This is a genomic window from Labrys sp. 22185 (assembly GCF_052045555.1).
Lineage (GTDB): Bacteria > Pseudomonadota > Alphaproteobacteria > Rhizobiales > Labraceae > Labrys > Labrys neptuniae.
The window spans coordinates 55,661-74,214 of the sequence record NZ_JBQEPH010000017.1 but is presented as its reverse complement, the minus strand read 5'-3'; the positions used below and the strand labels follow the sequence as shown (position 1 = coordinate 74,214).

Genomic DNA, 18,554 nt, shown 5'->3' with positions numbered 1-18,554 from the left:
ATGAACGACGCTTTCGACCGACGGCTTTTCCTCCAGGGAGCCGTAAGTCTCTCGACCCTGATGGCACTGGGCCTTCCCACCGCAGCATTCGCCGACGAGGGCGTGCTGACCTTCGGTCCGCCTGCGCCTTTTTCCTTCGAGGGCCTAGTCGAACGCGCCAAGAAGCTTGCGATGGAGGCCTATGTTCCGACCGAGAAGCCGGCACCGGACATCACCTCCAAGCTGACCTATGAGGAACTCGGCAAGATCAAGTTCAAGACCGAAGACGCCTTGTGGGCCAACGGTCCGGCACCCTTCCCGGTCACCTTCTTCCACCTCGGCACCTTCTTCCAGAAGAAGGTGACCATCAATGTGGTCGAAGGCAAGAACGCCAGCGAGATCATCTACCGCAAGGCCTCCTTCGACATGCCGCCGGACAGCCCTGCCCAGGCCATGCCCGACGGCGTCGGCTTTGCCGGCTTCCGCTTCCAGGAGCCTCGCACCGGCTCCGTCGACTGGAAGAAGAACGACTGGGTCGCCTTCCTCGGCGCTTCCTATTTCCGCGCCATCGGCGAACTCTACCAATATGGCCTGTCGGCCCGCGGCCTTGCTGTCAATGCTGCCGACCCCAACCCGCCTCATCAGGAAGAATTCCCCGATTTCAAGGAGTTCTGGCTGGAAGCGGTCCCGGGTTCCACTGACCAGGTCAAGGTCTATGCCCTCTTGGACGGCCCCTCCGTCGCCGGTGCCTTCTCCTTCCTGATGACGCGCTCCAAGGCCGTGCTGATGGACATCGAGGCGCAGGTCTTCACCCGCAACGACATCAGCCGCTTCGGCCTGACGCCGCTGACCTCGATGTACTGGTTCTCCGAGACGGCCAAGCAGACCGCGATCGACTGGCGTCCCGAAGTGCACGATTCCGACGGCCTGGCCATGTGGACGGGCGGCGGCGAGCATATCTGGCGTCCGCTCAACAACGTGCCGGCCACCACCACCTCGACCTTCACCGACAGCAATCCGCGCGGCTTCGGGCTCCTGCAGCGCGACCGCCTGTTCGATCACTATCTCGACGGCGTCAAATATGATCTGCGCCCTTCGCTGTGGGTGGAGCCGCTGGCTCCGTTCGGCGAAGGCACCGTCCAACTCATCGAGATCCCCACCAATGACGAGATCCACGACAATGTCGTGGCGATGTGGGTGCCGAAGGATCCGGTCAAGGCAGGCCAGCAATTCACGCTGAAATACCGCCTGCATTGGGCCGCGGACGAGCCCTTCCCCACCAATCTCGCCCGCGTGGTGGCGACGAGGCTGGGCAATGGCGGCCATCCCGGCACGCAGCGCCCGGTGGGGCTGCGCAAATTCGTCATCGAATTCCTCGGCGACCCGCTCAAGGACCTGCCCTATGGCGTCAAGCCCGAGCCGATCATCACGGCCTCGCGCGGCGAACTGTCCTATATCTTCACCGAGGCGGTGCCCGACGGCATCAACGGCCATTGGCGCGCCCAGTTCGACCTACACGCCACCGGACCGGAACCGGTGGAACTGCGCTGCTATCTCAAGCTCGGTGACAAGGTGCTGAGCGAGACCTGGCTCTATCAGTATCATCCGTTCGCATAGCGCCGGACGGTGCGAGACATCAGATGGCTTCCGGGGAAAATCCCCGGAAGCCATTGCTGAAAAAGAAGAAATCGCGCAATGTCGATCGCGAGAGAGACCGCCGCAAAGGTCTCTCTCTGGCTTGAATGAAACGACAGACGCCGGGCATATTGGCCATGAGTGGAGTTCCAGCATTCACGCAGTGATATGTGAGCCCATCAATTACTGCCGTGTCTGCGGTCTCAAGCAGCCTTATGCTCAATATGACCACGACGGCCGCAGTCCGACCTATGAAATCTGCTCATGCTGCGGTGTCGAATTCGGATATGAAGATCAGCTGGTTGGATCAGCGATCGATTTTCGAAAAGCTTGGTTGGCGAAAGGAGCAGGCTGGTTTCATCCGAAGCACAGACCCCCCGGCTGGGAATTGGCGCGTCAACTCCGGCAGATCCCAGCAGCTTTTGCAGACGACGAGAGTGTCTCGCGATCGTGCTGATGCGCGACTCAACTATGTAAAGCGTTGCCACCTTCCCAAAAACGGCGTCTTGCTCTAGACACCCCTTTTACCGAAGGGAGTCCCGATGCCATCCAGCACCGCGGCGGGGCAGGCCGTACCTGTCGCCATCATCATGGGAAGTCAGTCCGATTGGGCCACGATGCGTCACGCGGCGCAGACTCTGGACACGCTCGGCATCGGTTATGAAGCTCGCATCGTCTCGGCGCACCGCACGCCGGACCGCCTCTACGACTTCGCCAAATCGGCCAAGGGGAAAGGCTTCAAGCTGGTCATCGCCGGCGCCGGCGGAGCGGCCCATCTGCCCGGCATGGCCGCGGCCCTGACCCCCCTGCCCGTCTTCGGCGTCCCTGTCGAATCCAAGGCATTGTCCGGCGTCGACAGCCTGCATTCCATCGTGCAGATGCCCGCCGGCATACCGGTGGGCACCCTGGCGATCGGACGGGCTGGTGCCGTCAACGCCGCCTTGCTTGCAGCCGCCGTGCTCGCCCTCGGCGACGAAGCCCTGGCGACAAGGCTCGAGCGCTGGCGCGCCGCCCAGACGGCCGCGGTCGCCGATCACCCCGTTTCCGACGACACGGTGAAGGCATGAATGCGGTACGTGTCGGCCCGGGCGGCATGCTCGGCATTCTCGGTGGCGGTCAGCTCGGCCGCATGCTGACCCTGGCGGCCAGCCAGCTCGGCATACGCTGCCACATCTATTGCCCCGACGATACCAGCCCTGCCTTCCAGGTCGCCGAGCGCTTCACCTGCGCGGCCTATGAGGACGAGGCGGCGTTGGCGGCATTCGCTGAAAGCGTCGACGCCATCACCTACGAGTTCGAGAACATCCCTGCCGCCACGGCCGCCATCCTCTCCGCAGCCCGGCCGGTCCTGCCCGCCGTGCGGGCGCTGGAAACCACGGCGGACCGCCTGACGGAAAAGAGCTTCGTGCGTTCGCTCGGTATCGGCACCGCCGAATTCCGGGCCGTCGACAGCCATGCCGACCTTGCTTCCGCCGTTGCGGCCCTGGGCCGGCCCAGCGTGCTCAAGACCCGGCGCTTCGGCTATGACGGCAAGGGTCAGACCATCATCCGCCCCGGCAACGACCTCTCCGAAGCACTGGCGCGCATGGGCGGCCAGCCCGCCATCCTGGAGGCCTTCGTCCCCTTCGAGACGGAAGTCTCGGTGATCGCCGTCCGGGCCGACGACGGGGCCGTGCGCACTTACGACCTCACCGAAAATCTGCATCACGACCACATTCTCGACCAGTCGATCGTGCCTTCGCACTTTTCAGCCCTGGTCGAGGTCGAGGCCCGCGACATCGCAGCCCGGATCATCGCAGCCCTCGATTATGTCGGCGTGCTCGCCGTCGAAATGTTCGTCACCTCGGACCGCCAGGTCCTGGTCAACGAAATCGCCCCGCGCGTGCACAATTCCGGGCACTGGACGCAGGACGCCTGCCTAGTCAGCCAGTTCGAGAATCATGTGCGCGCCGTCTGTGGCTGGCCGCTCGGTTCAACCGAACGCCATTCCGATGCCGTGATGACCAATCTGATCGGCGACAGCGTGCATTCCTGGCAGGGTCTGGCCGCCGAACCGAACGCCTCGGTGCATCTCTACGGCAAGCGTGAAGCGCGTCCCGGCCGGAAAATGGGCCATGTCACCCGGATCAGCCCAAGGTCCCGCTAATTGGATCTCACCAATCCATGCTAATCAATATGGACAGCGGCGATCCCTTCTGTTATGACGCCGCTTCCAAATTCGGCGGTGCCTTGGCACCGGGTCTCTCTGTTGCCAAGCCGCCGCAGCGATTCACACCAGGATAATAGGACAGCACGCGTGCAGGTTCTCGTTCGCGATAACAATGTTGATCAGGCGCTGAAGGCGCTCAAGAAGAAGATGCAGCGTGAAGGCATCTTCCGTGAAATGAAGCTGCGCGGCCATTACGAGAAGCCGTCCGAGAAGCGCGCCCGCGAGGCTGCCGAGGCCGTTCGCCGCGCCCGCAAGCTGGCCCGCAAGAAGCTGCAGCGCGAAGGCCTGATTCCCGCAACGCCTCGCGTTGTGAAGAAGTAAGTCTGATTCTCCGAGCCATTGACTGGTTGGGACGAACGCCCGGGCAATTTGGCCGGGCGTTTGCGTTTGTGTTGACCATGGCGTTTCGCCACCCGGTGGAACCAGCAGGAATCGCACAGGCGCATTCGAACGACGAACTCGCGCAAAGGAGCGTTTTCGCTCGGACGCACTTTGCTTTCGCGGGCGCGGCCCATCGTCAACGGGCAGATGGGCGGAGAGGCTTTACTTTCCGGCAAGGTTAATCCGGCAGATTGCCCCCCGTATCGCTTTTTCCAATCTGTCCGGACCACCATGGCTCAGTTTCCGTCCTGTCCGCTGATGCGCATCGCCGCAATGCCGAACACCGGCATTGCGGGCGCCGGGATAGGACCGGTAGGATTGGGCAGCAGTTGGACCTTGGCCAGATTTACGGCCCCCTTGTAAATTCGTCTCGATGGACCCGGACCGACAAGATGACACTTTCCACGACAACCACGGCAGAGCCCCCAGCCAGAACCTCCATCTCCCGCATTGCCGCGCTCCTGATGCTGGGCGTTGCGGGCCTCGGCCTGGTCGGCTGCGCCTCCACCGGCGGCGGTGGCGATGATGGCGATGCCAGCAGCCGTCAGGTGGCATCCGCCGACATCGGTTCGCTTTCCTCGGTGATCGAAAAGAATCCCAACGATCCGGAAGCCTGGAACATGCGCGGCTCGGCCTATGCCCGTTCCAACCAGTACGGACCGGCCATTTCCGACTTCAACCGCGCGCTGCAGATCGACCCGAATTTCGTGCAGGCCCTGGCCAACCGCGCTCTGGTCTACCGCAAGACCGGCCAGACCGCCCAGGCGATGGCCGATTACAGCCAGGTGATCACCAACGATCCCAACTATGCGCCCGCCTATGTCGGCCGCGGCAATATCTACCGCCTGCAGGGCCAGACCCAGCAAGCCATGGCCGACTATGACAAGGCCATCAAAATCAAGCCCGAAACGGCCGAGGCCTATTACAATCGCGGCCTGATCCGCCAGGCCGGCGGCAATCATGAAGTGGCGATCGACGACTTCACCTCGGCGATCTCCAACGATCCGCGCGCCGAAGCCCCCTATTATTCGCGCGGCAGCTCCTATCTGCAGCTGCAGAAATACAAGGAGGCGCTGTCCGACTTCGACCAGGCCCTGCAGATCAACAACCGCAATGCCGCCTCCTGGGCCGGCCGCGGCTATGCCCAGGCCGGCTTGAACGACACCCAGAAGGCACGCGAGAGCTTCCAGCGCGCGCTAGCGATCGATTCGAGCAATGCCGCGGCCAAGAGCGGCCTCAGCCGCCTCGGCGGCGGCGCCTGACGACGGCCGCAGGCTTAGACCACGCCGAAAGAGGCACTACGAGCCTTCCCCGGCCTCGGGGAAGGTGTCACTTTGCCGTCGATCCGATCGCAAAGACCGATCGGCTGTGCAGCTTCGCCACGCAGTTTTCGAAGCCCCCATTGCTGGCCGATGGCCATGTGACGGCAGGTCTCAGGCAATCGCCATTCGACGCAGCTTGATGCCGAGGCGGCGTTCGTCCGGACCGATGCCGAGTTCCTTCGGGCTGATCGCGGTGTCCATGCCGATCGAAATTTCCAGCATCGAACCGGCCGGTGCCGGCGGAAGCGGAATCCGCAATTCGCGTATTTCTGCGGTTGCCAATATGATTTTCTCGATGAAGCCAACGGACGGTGATGAAATCGTCAGTTCCTGTCGGTGGGACGCATCCGGCGCGAACGCATTGAGCGTCAGAACCAGTGTCGATGCCAGCCCGTCAATACAGGCGGGCAGCTGAAGAACCGCCAAGGCTCCGTCGCTCCAGACGCCATCCGGTTCCGTTCCGCTCCAGCCGAATACGCAATAGGGCTGGATATTCGTCGTCGTTTCGCCTCGCGAAAGCGGCAAGGGGGCAATGGCCGTCATGGGCCGCGGCAGCCCCCAGTTTGCCCCGAACAGATGACGCAGCGGGGGAAGCGGGGATGCTCGGCTCGGCATCTGAACGGCTTGATCGAGCAGGTCCCCCCAGAAAGGCGCGCTCGCAGCCCTGCCGTCGATGCGCTGGAACGGGCCGATCACGTCGGGCTCGACAAACTCCACATCGGGCTTGATCAGCCGGATGGCAGGCTTGTCGAAATACGCGGCTTCCGTCGCCACGCTCGATGAAAGGGTGACGATGGCCCCAAGCCAGGGAGCCGCCATCAAGGCGTAGATGTTGTCGCGCGTGAAGCGGCTAATGGGCAAAGCGCGATGCAGCATGGCAAGGTCGGGATTGCCGGGCGCGTAGGGATGCGGCTTCAGCAGAATGTGGCGTCCGGCGGCAATCTCGTTCAATCGATCGGCAAAAGGCGCTGCGCTTTGAATGCGGCTCCCGGCAATCAGGCTGCTGTCATCGGGAACCTGTCCTGCGAACACGATGGCCTCTGGCTGGGCAGGCAACGGCTGCATTCGGGCTTTGAGCTCTGCCGCGCCGGCAGCGATCTGTGCGGATGGCGCGGACTGTTCGGCCAGCCGCGCCTGAAGCAGGGGGTCGTTGCTGCGCATGCGCAGAAACAAATCCTCGCAGAAGCGGATGGGATCGACCGAGATATCAACCAGTCTTTGTCCGTTGGCATGGAGAGCGCGGATCAAATTGGGAGGCATCTCGAATCCCAGCACCAGGTCGAATGTCCGGAGCCGCTCGAGTGTCGGCATGATCAGGCCGGCGACATCCGGGTGGGAAAAGACATGCGCCCAACCCTTCTTGTCCCGTGGCCACCCATGCCGGGCCACGAGGTCCTCGAGCAGGGAAGGCTCGCCATTCGCCAGGATTGAGACACGCTCGACCTCGATTCGAAGCGGCCTCAAAATCTGGAGGAACCGATTGTAGAACCAGTGGCCGATGACGGGATCGGCCTCCGGCATGCCGAGCACGCTGGAACGAAAGATATCGTGGATGGTCGCTATTCTCATCGGTTCATTTTGGCTGAATCGAAGGATGCATCATGGCCCAGATCCTGCACGACACCCGCAGTCCGTCGAGCAACGCAGTATAGCCATGTGTGCTGCGCCGTTCCCAGAGCCAATAGGGTGTAGGCGCTTCCCAAAACAAGGGAACGGCAAGCCACGCTCCATCTTCGAAGCGGCGGGAAGAATCGCACTTTGGGGCTTACATCCGACGGCATCGATCCAATATAAGGCTGAGCGAATGCGGCCGGGGTAGCAGCGCCCCTTGCCGCGCGCCTGTTCTTTGCTGAAGAGCGCGCCTGCGCTCCGGAGATTGCCATGGCCGATACGATTGCCTCGCAGGATAAGACGTCCGACAAGATTCCCGTTACCGTTCTCACCGGCTATCTCGGCGCCGGCAAGACCACCCTGCTCAACCGCATCCTGACCGAGCCGCACGGCCAGCGTTTCGCCGTCATCGTCAACGAATTCGGCGAAATCGGCATCGACAACGACCTCATCGTCGACGCCGACGAAGAAGTCTTCGAGATGAACAATGGCTGCGTGTGCTGCACGGTGCGCGGCGACCTCATCCGCATCATCGACGGCCTGCTGAAGCGCAAGGGCAAGTTCGACGCCATCCTGGTGGAGACCACGGGCCTGGCCGATCCTGCCCCGGTGGCTCAGACCTTCTTCGTCGACCAGGACGTCGCCGAGAAGACCCGCCTCGATGCCGTGGTCACGGTGGCCGACGCCAAATGGCTGAAGGATCGCCTCAAGGATGCACCCGAGGCCAAGAACCAGATCGCCTTCGCCGACGTCATCGTCCTGAACAAGACCGATCTCGTCACGGCGCCGGAGCTGCATGAGGTTGAGATGCGCATCCGCGCCCTCAATCCCTATGCCAAGCTGCACAAGGCGACGCGCTCCAACGTGGCGATCGCGGACGTGCTCGGCCGCAACGCCTTCGACCTCGACCGCATCCTCGACCTGGAGCCCGCCTTCCTCGAGGTCGACGAGCACGACCACGACCATGATCATCATCACGGCCATGACCACCATCATCACCATGATCACGGCCTGAAGCACTATCACGACGAGACCATGCAATCCCTGTCGCTGAAGATCGACGGCGATGTCGACCCGGCCAAGTTCATGCCCTGGATCGACCGCATCGCCCAGAGCGAAGGCCCGAGCCTGCTGCGCTGGAAGGGCATCCTCGCCTTCAAGGACGAGCCGCGCCGCTTCGTGCTGCAGGGCGTCCACATGATCGTGGACGGCGACCTCCAGCGCGACTGGAAGCCGGACGAAAAGCGCGAGTCGCGCCTAGTCTTCATCGGGCACAATCTCAATCGCGATGAGCTCGAAAAGGGTTTCAAAGCCTGCGCGGCGTGACGTCATCCTCCGTTACGACTTGCGATGCAAGTCGTAACGAGTGCGCGGAGCGGCATGCAATGCCGTGCCGCAGTCAGACCAAACCGTCGGTTTAGTCCGTGGACCGCGCGCCTGAGAAGGCGTCTTTCTCCTCCTGCGATCCCGGATCCGCACAGCATCGCTTCGCAATGCAGCGCGTCCGGGATGACATTTTCCGCGAGTTTCCCTTGAACACCGCAAGCTTCCCCTCCCTGTCCGAGAGCGTCACCCCGATCGAGGCCGGCAGCCATGTGCTGGCCTGCCATTGGTTGAGCCGCACGCCCGTCTTCGCCTTGGCCGACGGCACCGTGCTCAGGGCGGAGATCGGTGAAGAGAAGCGCGATGCCCTGTTCGGCGATGCCGGCCTGCTCGCCGTCACCGCCAATGCCAATATGCTGGTGGCTGGCGGCGACGACGGGCGCATCATGACGCTCTCTGCCAATGGCGAGATCAGCCAGGTCGGGCAAGCCGGCAACAAATGGATCGATGCGGTGGCGGTGTCCACAGGCGGCGCCACGGCCTGGTCGGCGGGCAAAGCCGTCTATGCCCGCGACGAAAAGGGCAATGTGAAGCAGTGGACGGCACCGTCTAGCGTGCGGGGCCTTGCCTTCATGCCCAAGGGCTACCGCCTCGCCATCGCCCATTACAACGGCGTCTCGGCCTGGTTCCCCAATTCGAACGCAGCGCCTGAATTCTACGAATGGAAGGGCAGCCACCTCGACATCACGATTTCGCCCGACAACCGCTTCATCGTCACCTCCATGCAGGAAAACACCCTGCATGGCTGGACGGTCGCCGAGAAGAAGCACATGCGCATGTCGGGCTATCCCTCCAAGACGCGCTCCTTCTCCTGGTCGCATGACGGCAACTGGCTGGCGACCTCGGGCGCCGATGCCGGCATCGTCTGGCCCTTCCAGAGCAAGGACGGCCCGATGGGCAAGGCGCCGCGCGAATGCGGCATCCGCCATGCCAAGGTGACTCGGGTCGCCTTCCACCCCAAGGCGCTGGTGCTGGCGCTCGGCTATGAGGACGGCTGCGTGCTGCTCTGCCGCCTGACGGACGCCTCCGAAATCCTGGTGCGCCGCGCCATGCCCGGATCAGGCATCACGGCACTTGCCTGGGACAAGACCGGCGCCCAGCTCGCCCTCGGCGCCGAGGATGGCGCCGCCGGCATCCTTACTCTGCCCGGAGCCGCCTGAGGTGGTGTTCGGCCTGTTCCGCAAACCCAGCCAGGCCGACCGCGACAAGGCCGCCGCCATCAAGCAGATGGTGCGGGAGATCCTGGATCTCGGCGAGGACACCACCATCTCCGTCAGCGAAATCCAGTGCGGGGACGCCGCCTGCCCGGGAACCGAGACGGTGATCCTGGTGATGCAGCCGGGCGTCAAGACCAAGGCCTACAAGGTGCTGGCGCCGCTTGTCGAGGTCGAACGAGTCCAGGTCGAACAGGCGCTGGCCGGATAGGGTGGGCATCGCTCGGCATGGCGTTCCCTGGAACCGCAAGCCAAGCCGCATGCCTCTGGATCAGCGGACGCAGGCCCTGACGCGCGACCTCAACCAGCGATGGGCCGGGTCGGCATCGAAGCGTGGGTGCCAGGCCATGGAGATGGCGACGGCGTCGGTCTTCACCGGCAGGTCGAAAGTGACCATGCCGTCGCGCAGCGGCTCGGTCAGGCGCGCGGCGACGCAGGCGATGTGATCGCTCGAGCGCACCAGCGTCAGCGCATCGGCAAAATTGGCGACGGCGACCGAAACGGTACGCGTGAAACCCAGAACGGCAAGCCCCGTATCCACCGGCCCCTCGAAGCGCCCGCGCCGCGACACGGAGACGTGGGGAAAGCGCGCGAAAGCCTCAGATGTCACCGGCCCGCCAGCCAGCGGATGGCCCTGCCTGATCACCCCGACGAAGCGATCATGCAGCAGGGCCTGGAGCCGAACCTCCGGTCCCATGGCGCCGATGACGCCGATGTCCAGATCGACGCTGCCTTCGCGCAGCGGTGCAACATCCTCCTTGCCCTGCGGTGCAAAGCGCACCCTGACCTTCGGCGCCTCGCGCGCCAGGGTCGTGGCGATCGCCGCGCCGAAGGCAGCGACGAAGCCGTCATTGGTGCGCAGGCAGAAACTGCGCTCCAACATCGCTGGATCGATCTCCCCCTCGCCGCGGATCACCGCCTCCGCATCGAGCACCAGGCGCCGCAGGCGCTCGCGCAATGCCTCGGCACGCGGGGTCGGCACGAGGCTGCGCCCGGCCCGCACCAGCACGGGGTCACGCAGCAAATGGCGGATGCGGGTGAGCTGGCGGCTCATGGCAGGGGCACTGAGATTCATGCGCTGCGCCGCACCGGCCACGCTGCCCTCCGAGAGCAGGGCATCGAGGGCGACCAGAAGGTTCATGTCCACCAGGGACGACGGCGTGACAGGGGCAGGACGGTTCATCGGAATCGATATCTATAGATGCATATGATGCAATCATACATTTCCATCATTGCACTGTATGCATCATTTGAAGGCACCTACAAACGGATCGACATCAGCCCGGCCTCGCCCGGGCTCACCGCTCCCCTCGGAGCCTCGAATGCGCGGTCCATCATGAATCAAGCCCTTCATTCCCATCCCGCCGCCCGGGCAGTGCCCCACCGGCCTCTTCGCAGCGGCCTTGTGCTCACCGGCCTGTCCCTCGCCATCCTGCTCTCCCAGCTCGGCACCGGCATCGTCAATGTCGGCCTGCCGCATATGGTGACGGCGTTCGGCACCTCCTTCGGGGCGGTGCAATGGGTGGTGGTGAGCTATCTGCTCGTCGTCACCGCCCTGATCGTCGGCGTCGGCCGCTTCGGCGACCAGCTCGGCAAGAAGCGGCTCTATCTGGCCGGTCTCGTCATCTTCATGGCGGCCTCGGTCACTTGCGCCCTGGCGCCCAGCCTGCCCGTGCTCATCGCAGGGCGAGCCGTGCAAGGGCTCGGCGGCGCCATCATCATGGCCCTGTCCTTCGCCTTTGTCGGCGAGGTCTTCCCGCGGGGACGCACCGGCTTTGCCATGGGCGTGCTCTCCACCATGGTCTCGTTCGGCATCGCACTCGGCCCCTCGCTCGGCTCGCTGGCGCTGGCCGCCTTCGGCTGGCCGGCGATGTTCTGGCTCAACCTGCCCTTCGGCCTGCTGGCTTTCGTGCTGATCAGCCGCTATCTGCCCACGGCCGTCGATGCGCCGAAGCACCCGATGCCCGCCACCCGCTTCGACTGGCTCGGCACGGCGCTGTTCGCCGCCACGCTCGCCGCCTATTGCCTGGCCATGACCCTGTCCGGTTCGCGCGGCTTTGCCGACCCGCTGGTCCTGCAGTTGATCGTCGCCGCGCTTGCCGGCCTGGTGCTCTTCCTTGCCGCCCAGGTCAAAACGGCCACGCCGCTGCTGCGTCTTGCGATGTTCCGCAATCTGCTGCTGTCGGCCAGCATGGCGATGAGCGTGCTGATCTATGCCGTGATGATGGCGACACTGGTGCTCGGCCCCTTCTTCCTCGCCAAGGTCGCCGGCCTGGATACGCGCAGCGTCGGCATGGCGATGACCGTCGGCCCGATCGCCGCGGCGCTGATGGGCGTTCCCGCCGGTTACGTCGCCGACCGTTTCGGCGCTCGAAAGACCATGGTGGCCGGCATCGGCCTGTTCACCGTCGGCACCTTCGGCATGGCCCAGCTCACGGTGAGCAACGGCTTGCCGGTCTATATCGCCGCCATCCTGCTGATCAGCATCGGCCTCGCCTTCTTCCAGACGCCGAACAACACGGCGGTGATGGCCGATGCCCGCCCCGAACAGCGCGGCCTCGTCTCCGGGCTGCTGGCGCTCTCGCGCAATCTCGGCCTGGTCACCGGCGCCTCGCTGATGGGGGCCGTCTTCGCCCTGGCGGTCGGCGGCGACAGCGCCACCGCTGCGCCCGAGGCCATCGCCCACGGCATGCGCATCGTTTTCGAATGGGGCGGCGCCATGGGCGTCCTGGCCCTCCTCCTGGCGCTCGCCACGCTCCGCCGTCGCCGCGCCTGACCTTCCTCCCACAGGACAACAGCCATGACACCCCATGACATCGATGAACGGACCGAAGCGCGTCCGGTTTCGCCCGAGCGCCGCCTGCACGTCGCCGAAGTCTGCACCACCAGGCAGCTGACCCCGCATATGCAGCGCATCACCCTCGCGAGCACGGCCCTGGTGCATTTTCTGGCAAACAGGCCCGCCCAATGGGTGAAGGTCTTCGTACCGACGCCCTGTTTGGAACGGCCGAGCGGCCGCGCCTATACCATCCGCGCCTTCCGCCAGGCCGAGGGTGAGATGGATATCGACTTCGTCCTGCATGGCGATGGCCCCTGCTCGCTCTGGGCCGCACAGGCAAAACCCGGCGACGTCATCCAGATCGCCGGGCCTCGCAGCGGCTTCCGGCTCGAGCCCGAGTTGCGCCATCTCCTGATCGGCGGCGACGAGACCGCCCTGCCGGCCATCGGTGCCATCATCGAGGCGTTGCCGGCGGGTCTCACGGTGGAGGCTTTCGTCGAAATCCCCGATCCCGCCGATATCCAGATCCTGCATACGCAGGCGCAGCTTCATCTCACCTGGTTGCCTCGCCACGGCTTGCCGGCCGGCGTCGGTACGGCTCTGCAGGATGCCATGATGGCGGCGGTGCTGCCCCCGCAGGCGAGCCAGGTATGGCTCGCTGCCGAAGCCGGCACCGTGCGCACGCTGCGCCGTCACTTCCAGCTCGATCTCGGCCTCGATCGCCGCCGCATCACCGCATCCGGTTACTGGAAGAAGGGCGAGACCGATTTCCGGGATCGCGACGGCGACCAGTGAGCCGGCACGGCGGCTTGTGTCGCCACTCTACGCCCTGCGCTTTTCCAGTGCATCGACATAGCGCGTCAGCGGGAAGCAGATCACGAAGAAGATCAGCGCCACGAAGCCATAGACGGTGAAGGGCTGGAAGGTGGCGTTGTTGATGGCGTTGGCCGTGCGCAGCAATTCCTCGAAGCCGATGATCGAGGTCAGCGCCGTGCTCTTCACCAGCTGCACCAGGAAGCCGACGGTCGGAGCGCGCGTCATCGAGAGCACTTGCGGCAAGACAATCAGACGCAACTGCCGCCAATAGTGCAGGCCGAGGCTCGCGCTCGCCTCCCACTGGCCGCGCGGCAGGGCTTCGACGCCGCCACGCCAGATCTCGGCCAGGAAGGCGCTGGCGCACAGGGTGAGGCCGAGCACCGCCGTCAGCCAGGGATCGATGCGCAGGCCGATGCGCGGCAGGCCGAAGAAGACCAGGAAGAGTTGCAGCAGCAGCGGCGTGCCCTGAAACAGCCCGATATACCATTCGGCCGGCCGGCTCAGCCATTTGCGACGGTCGATGCGCGCGATCAGAATGGCGAGGCCGACCAGGCCGCCGCCGATGAAGGCGACGATGGACAGAAGCACGGTCCAGCGGGCGGCCAGCATCAGGTTGCGGGCAATGTCCCAGAAGGTGAACTCGATCATGCCAAGCCTCCGAACAGGTAGCGACGGCCGCCGAACTGCAGCAGGCGCCGCAGGGCGATGCTCAGCACCAGATAGATCAGGGCCACCACCAGATAGGTCTCGAACGGCAGGAAGGTGCGGGCCTGGATGAGATCGGCCTCATAGGTCAGCTCCTTCACGGCGATCTGCGAGACGGCGGCCGATTCCAGCATCATGATGACGATCTGGCTGCTGAGCGCGGGAAAGATCACCTTCAGGGCCTGAGGCAGCACGATCTTGACGAAGACCTGGCGGGGGCGCAGGCCGAGCGCAAGCCCTGCCTCCTTCTGCCCTCGCGAAACGGCATCGAGCCCCGCCCCGACGATCTCGATGCCATAGGCCGTGAGGTTGATGGTAACGGCCAGGATGGCGACCACCAGGGGATTGAGCAGGATGCCCACTGTCGGCAGTCCGAAGAAGATGAAGAACATCTGCACGATGAAAGGCGTGTTGCGGATCAGCTCCACATAGGCGGTCACCGCATAGCGCAACGGCGCCTGGCGGCTGCGCCGGGCGGCCGCCCCGAGAACGCTGAGGATGATGCCGAGCAGGGCCGAGACCAGGATCATCAGGATCGTGATCCCCGCCCCCCTTGCGATTGCGGCGAAGGCCTCGCCGAGCCAGCCGAAGTCGAGACTACTGCCCATTATAAGGCCCTTCCCCTCAAAGCCGCGCCGCACCGACGGCTGTGCATTTGACCGATCGACCGATGTCTTTGTCATTCCCGGCACCGCCGAAGGCGGGGGAAGGGGAATCCAGGGGCAATCGCGGCGGCGTTGGCCCTTGGACCCCCTTTCCGGGCCTTTGGCCCGCCGGGGATGACAGATCGAACATCTGCCTTGGCATCAGTCCTTGAGATCCTTGGGGTCCAACGGCTTCTGCAGCCACTTCACCGAGATCTCGTTGAGCTTGCCATCCGCCAGCAGCTTGGCGACGGCGTCATTGAGGGCCTGCTTGAGGCGGGGCTCGTTCTTGTTGATGGCGATATGGTCGGGCGAGGACAAAAGCTGGAACTTCTGCTCGGGCTTGAGGTCCACCCGCTTGGCCAGCACCTGCGAGCCGACATCGTTGCCCACCACCATCACCTGGGCCTGGCCGGAGAGGAAGGCCTGGATCACCGAGTTATAGTTGTCGAAGCGGCGGACATCGGCCGATGCAGGCACCACTGCCGTCAGGGAGGTGTCCTCCAGCGTGCCGCGATTGACGGCGATGGACTTGTCGGCCAGGTCTTCCTTGCCGCTGACCTTGAGGGCCTGCGGGCCGATCACGGCGATATAATAGGGCGCGTAGGCCGAGACATAGTCGACCACCTTCTCGCGCTCGGCGCTGTAGCCGACGCTCATCAGGAGGTCGACGCGCTTTTCGGTCAGGAAGGGAATGCGGTTCTGGCCGGTCACGCTGACCAGGTTGAGCTTGACCTTCAGTCCGTCGGCGAGGATCTGCGCGACGTCGATATCATAGCCCTTCAGGCTCATGTCCGGATTGACCGAGGAGAAGGGCGGGAAGTCGGCGAAGACGCCGACATTGATCACGCCGGCCTTGGTGATGTCGTCGAGCGCGTCGGCCTTGGCGGCGAGGCTGCCCGCGAACAGGGCGGCCGTCAGGGCGGCCGCGCGCAGGATGTTGCGAAGGATCATGATGTCGTTCCTTTCTCTGGATGGTTGATGGTAACGGCAGGCAAAGGCTCAGGCGGCGACCGGCACGACCACGCAGCCCTCCGCCGGCAGGCCGACGATCACAGGCTGCCCGGGGCCGTGCGCCTCGCCGCTACGGTTGGGCTGGACGGCAAGCACCTGCCCGCCGCCCTGCAGTTCGACGAGGATCTGCCGCATGGCGCCGAGCGGCGTCACCTCCAGCACCTGGCCGGGAATGCGGTTGCGCTCACCGGAAGTGGCTGCGGCCTGCAACGGCATCAGATCAATGCTTTCTGGCCGCACGCACAGATCCACCTCCCCGCGCCCGGCGGCATCGTCGAAGGTGGAGACCACCAGCTTCATGCCATTGGCGCCGACAAAGGCGGCAAGCCCGTTGCCATGGGCTTCCAGGCGGCCGCGGAACCAGTTGGCCCGGCCCATGAACTCGGCCACGAAGCGCGAGCGCGGCTGGCCATAGACCTCGTTGGGCGGCCCGGCCTGCACGATCGTGCCGCTTTTCATCACGAAGACCCGTTCGCCCAGGCTCATCGCCTCCTCCTGGTCATGGGTGACCACGATAGTAGTGGCGTCGACGGCGGCCAGCACCTGCTTGAGCTCGGCCCGCAATTCCTGGCGCAATTTGGCGTCGAGGGCGGAGAGCGGCTCGTCGAGCAGGACCAGGCCGGGGCGCGTGGCCAGGGCGCGGGCCAGGGCGACGCGCTGCTGCTGGCCGCCTGAAAGCTGATGGGGCTTGCGATGGCCGAAATCCGGCAGGCGCACCAGCTCCAGCATCTGGGCGACGCGGTCGTCGATCTCGTTGCGCGGGCAGCCCCGGTAGCGCAGCCCATAGGCGACGTTTTCCGCGATGGTCATGTGCGGGAACAGCGCATAGTGCTGGAACAGGAGGCCGACATTGCGCTGATAGGGCCGGAGCCGGGTGACGTCCTCGCCGGCGATGCGCACCACGCCGGAATCGGGTCGTTCGAAACCGGCGATGATGCGCAGGATGGTGGTCTTGCCGCAGCCGCTCGGGCCGAGCAGGGCGACGGTCTCGCCACCGGCGATCGAGAAGGAAACGCCGTCGACCGCTGTCACGTCGCCAAAATGCTTGACGGCATTGATGAATTCCACGGAGTTCGCCATGTCTGGCTCCTGTTACCTGAACATTCCCTGCCCGATCAGCCGGTCGAAACCGACGAGGCGTTCGAGGATGATGATGAGGATGGCGGTGATGCCGACCAGCAGCACGGCGGCGGCCGCGATGGTGAGGTCGAAGGAAGCCCGCATATTGCTCACCAGCGCCACCGGCAGCGTGTAGGTGGTGGGGTCGGTAAGGAAGAGGCTGACGGCGACGTCGTCCATCGAGATCGCGAAGGTGAAGACGGCGCCGGTGACGATGCCGGTGCGGATCAAGGGCAGGGTGACGCTCCAGAAGGCCTGCTTCTCCGTGGCTCCCAGGATCAGGGCAGCCTCGGTCAGGCGCTTGTCGCGGCCGACCAGGCTCGCCAAAGTGGCGCGCAGGGCGTAGGGCAGCGTGATGATGACGTGCCCGGCCAGCAGTCGCGGAAAACCGCTGATCACGCCGATCTTGGAGAGGAACAGCAGGAGGGCGAAACCCGTCACCACGGCCGGCACGATCAGCGGCGACAGGAAGGCCCCCATGATCACGCCCTTGCCGCGGAACTCGCCACGGTCGAGCCCGACCGCCGCCGCGGTGCCGATCACCACGTTGATGACGGTCGCCAGCACAGCGATCTCGAGGCTGGTGGTCAGGCCCGCCACGACATAATCCTGCGAGAACAGCTTTTCGAACCAGTGCAGCGACAGGCCTGGCGGCGGCAGCGGCCCGAGATAGTCGCGGGCGTCGAAGGCGAGCAGCCCCGCCACCAGCAGCGGCACGACCAGGAAGACCAGGCCGAGCCCGATCACGATGTTGGTGCCGGTGATGGCGAGGCGATCGCCCCACACTTTGGCATTGCCGTCGGCGGTCATACGCTTTTCCTCCGGCCATGCTGCACGAGCGAGACCAGATAGACGACGATCAGGGTCAGGATCAGCATGGTGATCGAGACGGCGGCGCCGCTGGGATAGTTGGAGACGTCGCTGAAGCGGTTGTAGATCACGTTGGAGATGAAGAGCACCCGCCCCTTGCCGAGCACCATCGGAATGACGAAAGCGCTGATCGAGAAGGTCAGCGAGACCAGGAAGGACGACACCAGCGCCGGCAGGCTGCGCCGCAGGGTGATGTCGAGATGGGCGCGCCAGGCCGGCGCCCCCAGGGACTGGGCGGCATCGATCAGGCGCGGGTCGAGATTCTGCACCGTGCCCATCAACGTCAGCACGCTGATCGGGATCACCGCATGCAACAGCCCTGCCCCGACCAGGGTCTCGATATACCAGCGGCTGGTGGGCGCGATGCCGAGCAGGGTCAGCAGAGGCCTGATAATGCCGACCGAGCCGAAGGTCAGCTCCAGCGCATAGGTGCGCACCAGCATGGAGAGCAGCACCAGCGTGATCATCAGGCCGATGCAGGCAACCCGCCCGCGCGGCGAGAAGCGGCGCACGATGCCATAGGCGATCGGGAAGGCGATGATGAGGCCGACGAGCGAGGCAGCGACGCTGATGCGGAAGGTCTCCACCAGCACACCCGCGAAGGACGGGCTGGCCAGCTCGCGATAATTGTCGAGTACGAAGGGCGAATCCGCCGCCGAACCGATGCGTCCCGGCACGAATTGACGGAAGCTTTCCAAAGCGAGGTCGATCAGCGGTGCGACGAAGATCAGGGCAAAGACTGCGAGCGCCGGCACGAGCAGCAGTATCGCGCCACGATTGGGCGATGACGTCGTGGGGCTGGCCGTCGAAAGGGCTGGGGCCGACAAGGCGAAATCCTCCTGCAGACGGAGCGGGCAATCCGGAGGTAAGGGC

General features: G+C 64.7%; 18 protein-coding genes. 10 read left to right on the top strand and 8 right to left on the bottom strand.

The annotated features are described in order from the left end of the window. The 5 genes from ACTJKX_RS26065 (at position 1) to ACTJKX_RS26045 (ending at position 5,466) form a co-directional block, all read left to right on the top strand. Positions 1-1,596, top strand: a complete 1,596-nt coding sequence (locus tag ACTJKX_RS26065) for a glucan biosynthesis protein (protein WP_440727012.1) — start codon at positions 1-3, stop codon at positions 1,594-1,596. A gap of 560 nt (positions 1,597-2,156) precedes the next feature. After that, entirely contained in the window at positions 2,157-2,681 is a 525-nt protein-coding gene (purE, locus tag ACTJKX_RS26060; protein ID WP_311940044.1) for a 5-(carboxyamino)imidazole ribonucleotide mutase, read from the top strand. Next, positions 2,678-3,760, top strand: a complete 1,083-nt coding sequence (locus ACTJKX_RS26055; protein WP_440727011.1) for a 5-(carboxyamino)imidazole ribonucleotide synthase — start codon at positions 2,678-2,680, stop codon at positions 3,758-3,760. The genes purE and ACTJKX_RS26055 overlap by 4 nt, the downstream gene beginning before the upstream one ends. A 150-nt stretch (positions 3,761-3,910) precedes the next feature. Then, on the top strand, positions 3,911-4,144 hold the full coding sequence (gene rpsU / locus ACTJKX_RS26050) for a 30S ribosomal protein S21 (protein WP_068285423.1): 234 nt from the start codon (positions 3,911-3,913) through the stop codon (positions 4,142-4,144). A gap of 452 nt (positions 4,145-4,596) precedes the next feature. Then, positions 4,597-5,466 (top strand): tetratricopeptide repeat protein, encoded by an 870-nt coding sequence (locus tag ACTJKX_RS26045; protein ID WP_311940048.1) that lies wholly within the window; start codon positions 4,597-4,599, stop codon positions 5,464-5,466. A 171-nt stretch (positions 5,467-5,637) separates the two neighbouring features. On the opposite strand, the gene ACTJKX_RS26040 is transcribed toward ACTJKX_RS26045, so the two are convergent. Beyond that, positions 5,638-7,047: a hypothetical protein gene (locus ACTJKX_RS26040; protein ID WP_440727010.1), complete on the bottom strand. Its 1,410-nt coding sequence runs from the start codon at positions 7,045-7,047 to the stop codon at positions 5,638-5,640. Positions 7,048-7,407: 360 nt separating this feature from the next. Here ACTJKX_RS26040 and ACTJKX_RS26035 point away from each other — a divergent pair, with 360 nt between their 5' ends. The 3 genes from ACTJKX_RS26035 (at position 7,408) to ACTJKX_RS26025 (ending at position 9,945) form a co-directional block, all read left to right on the top strand. Next, positions 7,408-8,463 carry a CobW family GTP-binding protein gene (locus ACTJKX_RS26035; RefSeq protein ID WP_394312986.1) on the top strand — a complete coding sequence of 352 codons (1,056 nt, stop codon included), beginning with the start codon at positions 7,408-7,410 and terminating at the stop codon, positions 8,461-8,463. A gap of 206 nt (positions 8,464-8,669) precedes the next feature. Then, positions 8,670-9,680 carry a WD40 repeat domain-containing protein gene (locus ACTJKX_RS26030; RefSeq protein WP_440727009.1) on the top strand — a complete coding sequence of 337 codons (1,011 nt, stop codon included), beginning with the start codon at positions 8,670-8,672 and terminating at the stop codon, positions 9,678-9,680. Between the two features lies 1 nt (position 9,681). Continuing rightward, positions 9,682-9,945, top strand: a complete 264-nt coding sequence (locus tag ACTJKX_RS26025) for a hypothetical protein (RefSeq protein ID WP_311940055.1) — start codon at positions 9,682-9,684, stop codon at positions 9,943-9,945. Positions 9,946-10,005: 60 nt separating this feature from the next. On the opposite strand, the gene ACTJKX_RS26020 is transcribed toward ACTJKX_RS26025, so the two are convergent. Beyond that, positions 10,006-10,917, bottom strand: a complete 912-nt coding sequence (locus tag ACTJKX_RS26020; RefSeq protein ID WP_440727008.1) for a LysR family transcriptional regulator — start codon at positions 10,915-10,917, stop codon at positions 10,006-10,008. 153 nt (positions 10,918-11,070) lie between these two features. Here ACTJKX_RS26020 and ACTJKX_RS26015 point away from each other — a divergent pair, with 153 nt between their 5' ends. Beyond that, positions 11,071-12,510 (top strand): MFS transporter, encoded by a 1,440-nt coding sequence (locus ACTJKX_RS26015; protein WP_440727007.1) that lies wholly within the window; start codon positions 11,071-11,073, stop codon positions 12,508-12,510. Positions 12,511-12,534: 24 nt separating this feature from the next. Further along, positions 12,535-13,308: a siderophore-interacting protein gene (locus tag ACTJKX_RS26010; RefSeq protein WP_311940060.1), complete on the top strand. Its 774-nt coding sequence runs from the start codon at positions 12,535-12,537 to the stop codon at positions 13,306-13,308. A 27-nt stretch (positions 13,309-13,335) separates the two neighbouring features. Here the strand turns inward: ACTJKX_RS26010 and ACTJKX_RS26005 are convergent, their stop codons facing one another. From ACTJKX_RS26005 to ACTJKX_RS25980, 6 genes are all read right to left on the bottom strand, one after another. Next, positions 13,336-13,977, bottom strand: a complete 642-nt coding sequence (locus tag ACTJKX_RS26005) for an amino acid ABC transporter permease (RefSeq protein ID WP_311940062.1) — start codon at positions 13,975-13,977, stop codon at positions 13,336-13,338. Further along, positions 13,974-14,642 (bottom strand): amino acid ABC transporter permease, encoded by a 669-nt coding sequence (locus ACTJKX_RS26000; RefSeq protein WP_311940064.1) that lies wholly within the window; start codon positions 14,640-14,642, stop codon positions 13,974-13,976. The genes ACTJKX_RS26005 and ACTJKX_RS26000 overlap by 4 nt, the downstream gene beginning before the upstream one ends. 198 nt (positions 14,643-14,840) lie before the next feature. Then, the gene (locus ACTJKX_RS25995) at positions 14,841-15,632 is read right to left on the bottom strand and encodes a transporter substrate-binding domain-containing protein (RefSeq protein WP_149252043.1); all 792 of its coding nucleotides are present in this window, start codon (positions 15,630-15,632) and stop codon (positions 14,841-14,843) included. A gap of 48 nt (positions 15,633-15,680) precedes the next feature. Next, on the bottom strand, positions 15,681-16,772 hold the full coding sequence (locus tag ACTJKX_RS25990) for an ABC transporter ATP-binding protein (protein ID WP_311940066.1): 1,092 nt from the start codon (positions 16,770-16,772) through the stop codon (positions 15,681-15,683). Between the two features lie 12 nt (positions 16,773-16,784). Further along, positions 16,785-17,621, bottom strand: coding sequence for an ABC transporter permease (locus ACTJKX_RS25985; protein ID WP_149252045.1), 837 nt, complete (start codon positions 17,619-17,621; stop codon positions 16,785-16,787). After that, on the bottom strand, positions 17,618-18,508 hold the full coding sequence (locus ACTJKX_RS25980; protein WP_394312975.1) for an ABC transporter permease: 891 nt from the start codon (positions 18,506-18,508) through the stop codon (positions 17,618-17,620). The genes ACTJKX_RS25985 and ACTJKX_RS25980 overlap by 4 nt, the downstream gene beginning before the upstream one ends. Positions 18,509-18,554: the final 46 nt, after the last annotated feature.